Source organism: Pseudomonas sp. G11 (genome assembly GCF_029457515.1).
In the GTDB taxonomy this organism is placed as follows: Bacteria; Pseudomonadota; Gammaproteobacteria; order Pseudomonadales; family Pseudomonadaceae; genus Aquipseudomonas; species Aquipseudomonas gorinensis.
Genome location: NZ_CP120377.1, coordinates 6035588 through 6047706, shown reverse-complemented (window position 1 = coordinate 6047706; position 12119 = coordinate 6035588). Strand labels below are relative to the sequence as shown.

Sequence of the window (12119 nt, the reverse complement as noted above, 5' to 3'; positions counted from 1 at the left end):
CGTTCCTACAGGTACAGCGTGTAGAGCAGCACCAGGTTGATCAGCAGTGAGACCAGCGCCAGGGTCCGCCAGACCTTCAGGGGTTCGCGCTCCAGCAGCGGGCGTGGTCGCACGCTGAGTTCGTGGCGGTCGGCCTGTTCCAGCACCAGCAACCATTCTTCGGCGGTTTCGTAGCGCTGGGTGGGATCGGCGGCCACGGCCCGTTCCAGGCTGTGGGGCAGCCAGTCCGGCAAATCGGGACGATAGCGACTGGCGCTGACCGGCAAGTTGAACCTTGGCCGTTGGAAGGCTTCGATTTCGCCGTAGGGATAATGCCCGGTCAGCAGGTAATACAGGCTGACGCCAACACTGTACAAATCTTGTTGCGCCGTAGGACGTTCGCCATTAAATGCCTCGGGTGCAATAAAGCTCGGGGTACCGGGCAGCAGGTGGGCGCGGTCTTCGGACAGGCCCGGACAGTAGGCCAGGCCGAAATCCAGCACACGCAACTCGGCGTCGTCGCCCAGCAGCAGGTTTTCCGGCTTGATGTCGCGGTGCAGGATTTGTCGGCGGTGCAGCAGGCCCACCGCGCGCAACAACCGTTCAGCGATGGACTGCCATTGCGCCAAGGGTAATGGGCCTTGGTGCTGGAACAGTTCGGCGAGGGTTTGCCCTGGGTATTCACGCATCACGTAGTACAAATGCTGACGCCCGCTGGCGGGGTGGACTTCAGGAAACGCGCGCCCGGCCACTCGGCGTAGAAACCACTCCTCCGAGAGCAGGGCTTGGCCGGCGTCGCTGTCGTCGTCGCGGCTCAGGGGCAGGGTCTTGAGCAGCCAGGGTTGCTGCTGGGCATCGCGGACCCGGTACAGTAAGGACTGACGGCTCTGCGCCAGCACGCATTCCACCTGCCAGCCTTCAAAGTGTTGGCCAACCTTGAGCGGCGGCGGCAGTGGCCATTGCTGCAACTGCACCAGGGCGTCGCCGAGGGTGGCTGCGCCCCGTTGATCGATGCGCACCAGCAGGGCGCTGGCATTGTCCTGGCTACCCGCCAGGTGTGCGGCGTTGACCAGGGTGGTCACCGCGAGGTCGAGGTCGGTCTGCTCGCGCAGGATCGCACGGATGCTGTGGTCGCCTAGGGTGGCCCATACGCCATCGCTGAGCAGCAGGAAACATTCGCCCTCACGCAGTTCGCCATCGAGGAAGTCCAGCACCAGGTGTTGATCCAGGCCGAGGGCGCGCTTGAGCACGTGCTGCATGCCCGGTTGTTCCCACACGTGGTCCGCGCTGATGCGCAGCAGTTCATCGTCCAGCCAGCGATATACCCGGCAATCGCCGACATGCGCCAGCGTAAAGCGCTGGCCGCGAAACACCAGGGCGCTGAGGGTGGTCAGCAGCGGCTGGCCGCCGCCATTGGCTTGCAGCCAGCGATTCTGTGCGAGCAATAAACGTTCGAGTGCCTGGGCCACGCCCCAGGTTTGCGGCGTGGCGTAGTAGTCCAGGGCCAGGGCCTGCAAGGTCGAGCGCGCGGCCAGGCCACCGTCGGCGCACTGGCTGACACCGTCGGCCAGCGCGCACAGGTAGCCCTTGCTCGCGGCCAGTTCCGCCACGGGGGTGACCACGCGCAGGGCATCCTGGTTTTCGGCGCGGGGGCCGATGGCGCTGGCCTGGGCGACGCTCAGTTGCAGGCTCATCAGACGCGTGCGGCGGTCACGGCGGCCGAACCCCAGGTGGTTCTCCAACGCCGCTTGACGCCGTGCAGGCCGAACCAGGCCAGCACGCCCAGGCTGGCGAACAACCACAAGGCCAGTTGATAGCTGCCGGTGCTCTGCTTGATGGCGCCCATGCCCGCCGCCAGCGCGAAGCCGCCGATACCGCCGGCCATGCCGATCAGGCCGGTCATCACGCCAATTTCACGCCGGAAGCGCTGGGGCACCAGTTGGAACACTGCGCCATTGCCGGCGCCCAGGCCGAGCATGGTGCAGACGAACAAGGCCAGTGCCGCGTAGGAGCTGGGCAGGTTGAAACCCACTGCCGCGATGCAGATTGCCGCCACGCTGTACATGCCCAGCAGGGTGCGAATCCCGCCGAAACGGTCTGCCAGCGCGCCGCCCAGCGGGCGCATCAGGCTGCCGCCAAACACGCAGGCAGCGGTGTAGTAACCGGCGGTCACCGGGCTCAGGCCGTACTGGTCGTTGAAGTAGCCGGGCAGGGCGCTGGCCAGGCCGATAAAGCCGCCGAAGGTCACACTGTAGAAGAACATGAACCACCAACTGTCGCGGTCACCCAGGGCCTTGAAGTAGTCACTCATGGACTTGGCTTTCGGGCGTTCAGGCGCATTGCGCGCGAGCCAGGCGAAGACGATCAGGGTCAGGATCAACGGGATCAGGGCGAAGCCGAACACATTGCTCCAGCCAAACGCGGCGGCCAGTACCGGTGCCAGCAGGGCTGCAAACACGGTACCGGAGTTGCCGGCTCCCGCGATGCCCATCGCTTTGCCCTGGTGTTCGGCCGGATACCACTGGGAGGCCAGGGGCAGGGCGACGGCAAAGGACGCACCGGCCATACCGAGGAACAGCCCCAGCAGCAACGCTTGTTCGTAGCTGTGGATTCCCACTTTCCAGGCGATGAACAACGCCGCGATCACAATCACCTGGCCGATCAGCCCGGCGGTCTTGGGCGACAGCTTGTCGGCCAGCATGCCCATCAGGAAGCGCAGCACCGCGCCCGCCAGGATCGGCGTCGCGACTACCAGGCCGCGCTGTTGGGTGGTCAGGTGCAGGTCGGCGGCAATCTGCACCGCCAGGGGGCCCAGCAGGTACCAGACCATGAAGCTCAGGTCGAAATACAGGAACGCGGCAAACAGGGTCGGGGTGTGCCCGGATTTCCAGAAGCTTGATTTCATCACGCACCTCAACGGTTGGGAGTCTTGTAAGAAGGCCTGGTGATGGAACAGCCGGCTAAGGCCGCCCCACCGGCCCCATGCACTGGGGCCAAAACGAAAAAACGCCGCCACCGGGTTCGCGAGGGCAAACCGGATGTGCGACGTCTTTGTCGTGGAGGGGCAACCGCCGTTGGTTACCTGTGAAGATTCTTTAGCAAGAGCTGAGCCAGGTCAGCCGAGCAGCTCGCTCATGGCGATGATCTGCTCCGCCACCTGGATCAGTTTCTGCTGGCGGCTCATGGCCTGGCGGCGCATCAGGGTGTAGGCCTCTTCCTCGTTGCAGGCCTTCATTTTCATCAGCAGGCCCTTGGCCAGTTCGATGCGCTTGCGCTCGGCCAACTGCTGGTCGCGGGCGTGCAACTGGGCGCGCAGGGCCTGGTCGCTTTCGAAGCGTGCCATGGCCACGTCGAGGATGGGCTGCAGGCGCTGGGCCTGGATGCCTTCAACGATGTACGCACTGACGCCGGATTTGATCGCCTGGCGCATCACACTGGGGTCGTGCTCGTCGGTAAACATGACGATGGGCCGGGGTTGGTCGCGGCTGACCAGCACCACTTGCTCCATGACATCACGGCCGGGTGACTCGGTATCGATCAGGATCACATCCGGACGCACCGTTTCGACGCGCGCGGGCAGGTCGATGGTCAGGCCGGACTCGTCGATCACCTCGAAACCGGCCTCTATCAGTGCCGCCTTGAGGCGCCCGACCTTGCGCGGGGTGTCGTTGATCAACAGGATTCGCAACATATCAGTCCTCCTGTCAGCGCAGGGCTTGGCGGCTGGCGTGGTCGGCCATGGCATGCAGGCGGAAGCTGCGGGCATAGGCGACGGGGTCGGCGCCGTCCCAGATCTTGCCGTCGATCAATTGGCTGCTGCGCATGTCCTGGTCCCTGGCAGGCAACCCAAGTGCCGCGGCGGCCTGGCGATAAAGCGCCAGTTGCTGCACCTGCCGCGCCACGCCGAGGTAGTCCGGGTCTTCGCGCAACAGGCCCCAGCGACGAAATTGGGTCATGAACCACATGCCGTCGGACAGATACGGCAGGTTCACTGCTCCATCGGCAAAGAACCGCAGCGCATGGGGGTCTTGCCACTGGTTACCGAGGCCATCGTCATAGTGACCCAGCAGGCGCGGCTCGATGCAGTCGAGCGGGGCGTCGAGGTACTCGCGGGCGCTGAGCAACTGAGCGGTGGAGCGACGGTTCTCGGTGCTTTGCTCGATAAAACGACTGGCTTCAAGGATCGCCATGACCAGCACGCGGGCGGTATTGGGGTATTGGTCGACAAAGGCTTGGGTGCAGCCGAGGACTTTTTCCGGATGATTGGGCCAGATTGCCTGGCTGGTCGCCAGGGTGAAGCCTTGGTTTTGCTTGACTGCGCTGGCGCTCCAGGGTTCGCCGACACAGAAGCCGTCGATACGCCCGGCCTGCAGGTGCGCGACCATTTGCGGTGGCGGTACCACCACGCTCTCCACATCCTGCAACGGGTGAATGCCTTGGCTCGCCAGCCAGTAATACAGCCACATCGCATGGGTACCGGTGGGAAAGGTCTGGGCGAAGGTCAACGGTGTTCGGCTTTGGTGCACGTGGCGATCCAGCGCCTCAGGAGTGACCACGCCTTGCTGTTGCAGGCCGTGGGACAGGTTGATGCTCTGGCCATTCTGGTTCAGCCCCATCAGCACCGCCATGTCGGTCGGGGCGGTGCCGCCAATGCCCAGGTGCACGGCATAGATCAGGCCATACAGGCCGTGGGCGGCATCCAGTTCGCCGCTGACCAGTTTGTCGCGCAGGCTGGCCCATGACGACTGGCGCTTGAGGTTCAGCGTCAAACCATAGGGTTGGGCGAACCCCTGGGTTGCCGCAACCACCAGCGAGGCGCAGTCGGTCAAGGCCATGAAGCCCAGGTCGAGGCTGCTCTTTTCCGGGGCGTCACTGCCGCTGACCCAGGCCAGAGGGTCTTTTATCGGGCTGCTGCCTACCGAATCGTTCATCAGTGCCTACCTTTTCGTTCAAAAAAAAACGTCGTCCCTTCAGATGGCGGTGTAGGCCATTGCAGGTAACGACGCCTTTGTCCGTAAGCCCGCTCCGTCGTTGGCGCGTGCTCTGATGCAGAGTGCAAAGCAAGGCACATGCCACGGGGCGACAGGCGCCGTTCGCCGTCAACTTTTCATCAAGATTGAAACCCGGCCGGCTTTCAGTATGGCTGACTCTTTACGCCAGACCGCCCAGGAATCCCACGGTGTACGCTGACTTATCCGCAACCACGACCGTTCATTGGCCTTGCCGCTGGCTGCTATGCGCTGTACTGATGCTGGGCTGCGCGTCTGCGTGGGGGGAGACCTACCAGGCACAGGATGAAAGCCTGCACACGTTTTTTACCGCGTTGTCCGTGCCCTTCGGCCTGCCTATCGTCGTCAGCCGGGAGGCCGCCCGCCGACGCATCAGCGGCACCTACGACTTCGGCAACGCGCGGCAGGTCCTGGAGGCGGTTGCCCGGCAATACGGCCTGATCTGGCACAGCGATGGCCAGGTGCTGCACCTCTACGACGCCGGCGAGGCGAAAAGTTCGGCAGTGGCGCTGCGGCATATTTCCGTTGAAAAGTTGACTGGGCTCATGCGCCGTTCGGGCCTGGATGATTCGCGTCACCCCCTGCGACAGAGCGGGGAGCGGATGTTCTATGTGACCGGGCCGTCGAACTATGTGGACCAGGTGTTGCGGCTCGCGCAAACGCTGGACCGGCCGCAGGCTGATTTGCGCGTGGGCCCCCACACATTCGGTGTGGTGCAGGTGTTCAACACCCACGTGGCTGACCGTCGGTACGCCATGGGCGATGACCACGTGAATGTGCCGGGGGTGGCGTCGATGATCGAGACCCTGTTGGCCAACGAGCGCAGGCGTAACCCGCAACCAGCGAATGACATGCTGGCTGACAAGAGCCTTTCGGTATTTGCGTACCCGGATACCAACAGCCTGTTGATCAAGGGCACCCCTGCCCAGGTGCGTTTTATCGAACGACTCGTCGCGGAACTGGATATGCCCAAGCGGGCCATCGAGGTGTCGTTGTGGCTGGTGGACGTGGACAGCGAGGAACTCAGGAAGATGGAGATGGGCTGGCCTGACGAGGCCAACCCTTCAGCCGCGGCGACGCGAGTGCTGGAGCCTTCGGAAGATAATCGCTTCATGGCGTTGGTCACTGCGCTGGAGCGTCGACGGCGGGCCAGGGTGGTGACACTGCCCGTGATATTGGCCCAGGAAAATGTTCCCGCCGTATTCCAGGACAACCAGACTTTTTACCTGCCACGACCTGGAGAAGACGGTGGCGACTGGCAGCCCGTTCGGTACGGCACCCAGGTCAGCGTGTTGCCGCGCTTCACCCATGGCAATGAAATCGAGATGCAGATCAACGCTGTCGATGGTCAGCAACTGGGCAAGGGCCGGAACCGTAAACAATCGCCTGTGGTGGGGAATGTGGGCATCAGCACGGTGATTCGGGTACCTCAGGGCCGGCGCCTGTGGATAGGGGGCTTTCAGCGTGATGCCGAGTCCTTGGCGCGGGGCAAGGTGGCAAGCCGTGGAGGCGAGGTGCGCCTATTCGTGATCCAGGCTCGGGCGGTAGGTCATGAGCCGAGAACACTCAACGGCGCCGTGGGGCCGCCCCTCCTGACCCAGGCTCAATACGAGCGCGTGCAACGTGCGTTCGTTCGGCCTGTCGCAAAGCCCTTCAATGATCGTCAGCCCACAGGCGGATCGATCGAAGGGGAGCGGCATGAGGTTTATCTCGACAGTGATGCTCAGTGAGGGGTGATGAAGAAACGTCTTACGCATGGTCTCCCACAAAGCCTCGGATGTATGGGGTTTTTCCTAGCGTGGTTCGACCGCCAGATTTCTATAGTCATGTCTCTCGTGGTTTGGCCGGCACTGGCAATGAGGACCGTCAATGTCAGTAGTCGGATGCAGAGGTATGTATGACCGTCTTGAGTGAGCGAATGACGACGGCAACCCTGTTTTTTGCGCGTTGGACCCTTCACGGTGATGGCCGGTTGACCGGTGACGGCGTGGATATTCAATTGCCGCCCAAGGAATGGCACGTGCTGCGGCTGCTGCTGGTTTCCGGCGGCGAACTAATGACCAAGGATCGGCTTCTGGAGCTGGCATGGCCCCATGGGGAAGTTGCGGAGGAGTCGTTGACCCGTTGCATCTATTCCTTGCGTAAGCACCTCAGGGCGGACAAGGGCTTCATCAAGACGATCTATGGCAGGGGCTATCGTTTCACCTGTGCCGTGAGTATCGAGGAGCATGAGCCGCGCCGGGCCGGGCAGGGGCGCGCGGGCCGCATATGTTCGGCCTGCGGCCAGGTGAGTCATGGGTAAACCCTGGTACACCGGCCTGTTGCTGGCGGTGCTGGTGTGGAGCAATGAGGCACTGGCTTACTGCTGGGAAGAGGTGGCAGCCCGCTATGACATCGAAGCTGAATTGCTGCAGGCCATTGCAGCGGTGGAGTCGGGGTACCGCGCGCATGCGATGAATTACAGCAACAGCAATGGCACCCGCGATATCGGTTTGATGCAGATCAACAGTATTCATTTGCCGCGCCTGCTCAAGCAAGGCATTACCGAAGAGCGCCTGTTGAGTGAACCTTGCCTTTCGGTGGAGGTGGGTGCGTCCATTCTTGCGCAGTTCATCGAGCGCTTTGGCTACAACTGGACGGCCGTGGGTTCCTACAATGTGGGGGCGGGGATGGGGCCCGAGCGGGAAGCGTTGCGCATGCGCTATGCCGAAAAGATCTGGGCGCGCTATGAGGAGCTGGTGGCGTTGCGCAACTGACGATTGGGCGGCACGCCTCGCATGCAGCCCATCACCCCGGCTATAATCGCCGCCACCTTTCGCCGCCATCCGAGTCTAGCCCGCCCATGTATACCCTGGCCCGCCAGCTGTTGTTCAAACTTTCTCCGGAAACCTCCCACGATCTGTCCCTGGACCTGATCGGTGCGGGTGGCCGCCTGGGGCTCAATGGCCTGGTATGCAAGGCACCCGCGAAAATGCCGGTGTCGGTGATGGGGCTCGACTTTCCCAACCCGGTGGGGCTGGCTGCCGGCCTGGACAAGAACGGCGCGGCAATCGACGGTTTTGCGCAGTTGGGTTTCGGTTTTGTTGAAATCGGTACGGTGACCCCACGCCCACAACCGGGCAACCCCAAGCCACGGATTTTCCGCTTGCCGGAAGCCGAGGCGATCATCAACCGCATGGGGTTCAACAACCTGGGGGTTGATCATCTGTTGGCGCGGGTTCAGGCGGCGAAGTACAAGGGCATCCTTGGGATCAATATCGGCAAGAATTTCGACACGCCGGTCGAGCGTGCTGTGGATGACTATCTGATCTGCCTGGACAAGGTCTACGCCCACGCCAGTTATGTCACGGTCAACGTCAGCTCGCCCAACACCCCGGGCTTGCGCAGCCTGCAGTTCGGCGACTCCCTCAAGCAATTGCTCGAAGCCTTGCGCCAGCGCCAGGAAGACCTGGCGGTACGCCACGGCAAGCGTGTGCCCCTGGCGATCAAGATCGCCCCGGACATGAGTGATGAAGAGACCGTGCTGGTGGCCCAGGCCCTGGTGGAGTCGGGGATGGACGCGGTGATTGCCACCAATACCACCCTCAGCCGCGTGGGTGTCGAAGGCCTGGCCCATGGTGACGAGGCGGGCGGCCTGTCAGGCGCGCCGGTTCGGGATAAGAGCACGCACATCGTCAAGGTACTGGCAGCCGAGCTGGCGGGGCGTTTGCCGATCATCGCGGTGGGCGGTATCACCGAAGGCAAGCACGCAGCCGAAAAAATCGCCGCGGGCGCGAGCCTGGTGCAGTTGTATTCCGGCTTTATCTACAAGGGCCCGGCGTTGATTCGTCAGTCGGTGGATGCCATTGCAGCCTTGCCCAAGGCCTGAGAGGCGCGCAATAAAAAGGGCTCCTTAAGAGGAGCCCCTGGGCCGAAGCCCGCCGCCTGGATAAGGCGTGCGTGGTTAAGTCGTTACATATTCGTGGTGGTGTCGGAATTAAATGCCCTTGATTAGCCGACGGCGTGAAGTTCGTTGAGTCTGTGGATGCCCGCAGTGCCTGTCATACCGTCCCAGTTGTCGCCGCGTCCTTCTCGCCAGCCGTTGATCCAGGCTTGGCGTACCGACGGTAGAGTAAATGGGCAAAGCTCACGGGATTTGCCATGAACGCCATATTGATATCCGCGTAAAAATGCTCTTTCCAACGGATCACGCTTAAGTCTTCTCATAGGGTGTTTCCCTCACTTGTTGACTGTCTAGATATCCTTCGGCCTCGTCCGAGGCCGGGCAGAGTTTTTCTGCCGTTGGTGGGCTCGCTGCCGGCGTGGCGAGCCAAAGTGTCGACACCGTTACGGCGCCAACCTGTGTTGAGTTCTAACCAATAGGTCACATGGATTCAATGATCGTTTTGTCATAAGCACGTAACGATAACGATGCTATAGCCATAAGCTGGGCTGGCTTTTCGCCCCATTTATGGGGTAAAGCCAGCTATGATGTGCCCTGCGAAGAGGATTGGTTCAGTCCCTTAGTGAGAAAGACCGCCTGTTGCAGTCGGTTATTATTCGACGAAGGGTCGGAATATTTCTTTTTGTTTCATCAGATGATCTATCTGCCCCGTCAATCAAGGCCAAAAGGCCCGGCAGGCGGGGTGGGACGGCACATTCGTGCCACGCGGGCACTCTTCAAGAAAAGTGCCTGATTGAAAACCGAACCGGCGATGCGTTGCCCGTTCATTTATTGCTGAAAAGCCTGGATTGCCCATGTCGGACCGTTTTGAACTCTTCCTCACTTGCCCCAAGGGCCTCGAAGGCCTGCTGATCGAGGAAGCCGTCGGGCTTGGCCTTGAGGAAGCCCGCGAGCACACCTCGGCCGTACGCGGCATGGCCGACATGGAAACCGCCTACCGCCTGTGCCTCTGGTCGCGCCTGGCCAACCGTGTATTGCTGGTGCTCAAGCGCTTCCCGATGAAGGACGCCGAAGACCTCTACCACGGCGTGCTGGATATCGAGTGGCAAGACCATATGGTCGCCGACGGCACCCTGGCCGTGGAATTCAGCGGGCATGGTTCAGGCATCGATAACACCCACTTCGGTGCGCTGAAGGTCAAGGATGCGATCGTCGACAAGTTGCGCACCCCAACCGGCGAACGTCCGTCCATCGACAAGATCAACCCGGACCTGCGCATCCACCTGCGGCTGGACCGTGGCGAAGCGATCCTGTCCCTGGACCTCTCCGGCCACAGCCTGCACCAGCGCGGTTACCGCCTGCAGCAGGGTGCTGCACCATTGAAGGAAAACCTGGCGGCCGCGATCCTGATCCGCGCCGGCTGGCCGCGCATTGCGGCTGAAGGCGGCGCGCTGACTGACCCGATGTGCGGTGTCGGTACCTTCCTGGTGGAAGGCGCGATGATCGCTGCCGACATGGCGCCCAACCTGAATCGCGAGCAGTGGGGCTTCACCGCCTGGCTCGGTCACGTGCCGGCGCTGTGGAAAAAGCTTCACACCGAAGCCAGCGAACGTGCCGCCATCGGCATGAACAAGCCACCGCTGTGGATTCGTGGCTACGAGGCGGACCCGCGCCTGATCCAGCCCGCGCGTAACAATGTCGAGCGTGCCGGTCTCAGCCACTGGATCAAGATCTATCAGGGCGAAGTCGGCACCTTCGAGCCGCGCCCGGACCAGAACCAGAAAGGCCTGGTGATCTGCAACCCACCCTACGGCGAACGCCTGGGTGACGAAGCCAGCCTGTTGTACCTCTACCAGAACCTCGGCGAGCGCCTGCGCCAGGCGTGCATGGGTTGGGAAGCCGCGGTGTTCACCGGTGCCCCGGACCTGGGCAAGCGCATGGGTATCCGCAGCCACAAGCAATATGCGTTCTGGAACGGCGCCTTGCCGTGCAAACTGTTGCTGATCAAGGTCAACCCGGACCAGTTCGTCACCGGCGAACGCCGTACCCCGGAACAGCGCCAGGCCGAACGTGAGCAAGCGGCTTATGACCAGGCCCCGACTGAGCCGCAAGAGCGCCAGTACAACAAGAACGGCAACCCGATCAAACCTGCGCCCGCGCCGGCCCCTGTGGTTGAGCAGGCGCGCTTGAGCGAAGGCGGGCAGATGTTTGCCAACCGCCTGCAAAAGAACCTCAAGCAACTGGGCAAGTGGGCCAAGCGTGAAGGTGTGGACTGCTACCGTGTGTACGATGCCGACATGCCGGAATACTCCATGGCCATCGACCTGTACCACGATTGGGTGCATGTGCAGGAATACGTTGCGCCGAAGTCCATCGACCCGGAGAAAGCTTCGGCGCGCATGTTCGATGCCCTGGCGGCCATTCCCCAGGCGTTGAACATCGACAAGAGCCGCGTGGGGGTCAAGCGTCGCGAGCGCCAGAGCGGCACCAAGCAGTACGAACGCCAGAGCGCCCAGGGCAAGTTCACCGAAGTCAGCGAAGGCGGCGTGAAGTTGCTGGTCAACCTGACCGACTACCTCGACACCGGGCTGTTCCTCGACCATCGCCCGATGCGCATGCGCATCCAGAAAGAGGCGGCCGGCAAGCGCTTCCTCAACCTGTATTGCTACACCGCCACGGCGAGTGTGCATGCGGCCAAGGGCGGTGCGCGCAGCACCACCAGCGTCGACCTGTCCAAGACCTACCTGGACTGGGCACGTCGCAACCTTTCGCTCAACGGTTTTTCCGATAAGAACCGCCTGGAGCAGGGTGATGTGATGGCGTGGCTGGAAGCCAGCCGCGATGAGTTCGACCTGATCTTCATCGACCCACCGACCTTCTCCAACTCCAAGCGCATGGAAGGTATCTTCGACGTGCAGCGTGACCACGTGCAGTTGCTCGACCTGGCCATGGCCCGCCTGGCACCGGGCGGCGTGCTGTATTTCTCGAACAACTTCCGCAAGTTCCAACTGGAGGACAACCTCAGCGCACGCTATGCGGTGGAGGAAATCAGCGACAAGACCATCGACCCGGATTTTGCTCGCAATGCCAAGATCCACCGGGCCTGGAAAATCACCGCGCGTTGATTGTCCGGCTCATGAGCCGCAAGCCTGGATTTTTCCGGGCTTGCGGCTTTTTTTGCGCTGGTCAAACCCTGGACCGATGGCTATAACTAAAACCTAGCCAAAGTGACACCCCCCCGCACGCTG

At 62.2% G+C, this 12119-nt stretch carries 10 protein-coding genes; 5 read left to right on the top strand and 5 right to left on the bottom strand.

Annotated features, from left to right (window positions below; translation table 11 throughout):
* Window positions 1-5 precede the first annotated feature (5 nt).
* The 4 genes from P2T68_RS27675 to P2T68_RS27660 all read right to left on the bottom strand — a co-directional run bounded on the left by P2T68_RS27675 (window position 6) and on the right by P2T68_RS27660 (window position 4910).
* Window positions 6-1673, bottom strand: coding sequence for a bifunctional protein-serine/threonine kinase/phosphatase (locus P2T68_RS27675; RefSeq protein ID WP_024076868.1), 1668 nt, complete (start codon window positions 1671-1673; stop codon window positions 6-8).
* The gene (locus P2T68_RS27670; protein WP_041160996.1) at window positions 1673-2884 is read right to left on the bottom strand and encodes a nitrate/nitrite transporter; all 1212 of its coding nucleotides are present in this window, start codon (window positions 2882-2884) and stop codon (window positions 1673-1675) included. Before P2T68_RS27670 ends, P2T68_RS27675 begins: the two co-directional genes overlap by 1 nt.
* A gap of 210 nt (window positions 2885-3094) precedes the next feature.
* On the bottom strand, window positions 3095-3670 hold the full coding sequence (locus P2T68_RS27665; protein WP_024076866.1) for an ANTAR domain-containing protein: 576 nt from the start codon (window positions 3668-3670) through the stop codon (window positions 3095-3097).
* 13 nt (window positions 3671-3683) lie between these two features.
* Window positions 3684-4910, bottom strand: a complete 1227-nt coding sequence (locus P2T68_RS27660) for a CmpA/NrtA family ABC transporter substrate-binding protein (RefSeq protein WP_024076865.1) — start codon at window positions 4908-4910, stop codon at window positions 3684-3686.
* A gap of 317 nt (window positions 4911-5227) precedes the next feature.
* On the opposite strand from P2T68_RS27660, the gene sctC reads away from it, so the two are divergent.
* The 4 genes from sctC to P2T68_RS27640 all read left to right on the top strand — a co-directional run bounded on the left by sctC (window position 5228) and on the right by P2T68_RS27640 (window position 8856).
* Window positions 5228-6718 (top strand): type III secretion system outer membrane ring subunit SctC, encoded by a 1491-nt coding sequence (gene sctC / locus P2T68_RS27655; RefSeq protein ID WP_069076765.1) that lies wholly within the window; start codon window positions 5228-5230, stop codon window positions 6716-6718.
* A gap of 167 nt (window positions 6719-6885) precedes the next feature.
* A complete protein-coding gene (locus P2T68_RS27650; RefSeq protein WP_024076863.1) occupies window positions 6886-7290 on the top strand; it encodes a winged helix-turn-helix domain-containing protein in 405 nt (134 codons plus the stop codon).
* Window positions 7283-7744, top strand: coding sequence for a transglycosylase SLT domain-containing protein (locus P2T68_RS27645; RefSeq protein ID WP_102623538.1), 462 nt, complete (start codon window positions 7283-7285; stop codon window positions 7742-7744). The genes P2T68_RS27650 and P2T68_RS27645 overlap by 8 nt, the downstream gene beginning before the upstream one ends.
* A gap of 86 nt (window positions 7745-7830) precedes the next feature.
* Window positions 7831-8856, top strand: a complete 1026-nt coding sequence (locus P2T68_RS27640; RefSeq protein ID WP_069076766.1) for a quinone-dependent dihydroorotate dehydrogenase — start codon at window positions 7831-7833, stop codon at window positions 8854-8856.
* 122 nt (window positions 8857-8978) lie between these two features.
* On the opposite strand, the gene P2T68_RS27635 is transcribed toward P2T68_RS27640, so the two are convergent.
* On the bottom strand, window positions 8979-9194 hold the full coding sequence (locus P2T68_RS27635) for a ribosome modulation factor (protein WP_002553055.1): 216 nt from the start codon (window positions 9192-9194) through the stop codon (window positions 8979-8981).
* Window positions 9195-9725: 531 nt separating this feature from the next.
* Here P2T68_RS27635 and rlmKL point away from each other — a divergent pair.
* Window positions 9726-11996 carry a bifunctional 23S rRNA (guanine(2069)-N(7))-methyltransferase RlmK/23S rRNA (guanine(2445)-N(2))-methyltransferase RlmL gene (rlmKL, locus tag P2T68_RS27630; protein WP_277378571.1) on the top strand — a complete coding sequence of 757 codons (2271 nt, stop codon included), beginning with the start codon at window positions 9726-9728 and terminating at the stop codon, window positions 11994-11996.
* Window positions 11997-12119 lie beyond the last annotated feature (123 nt).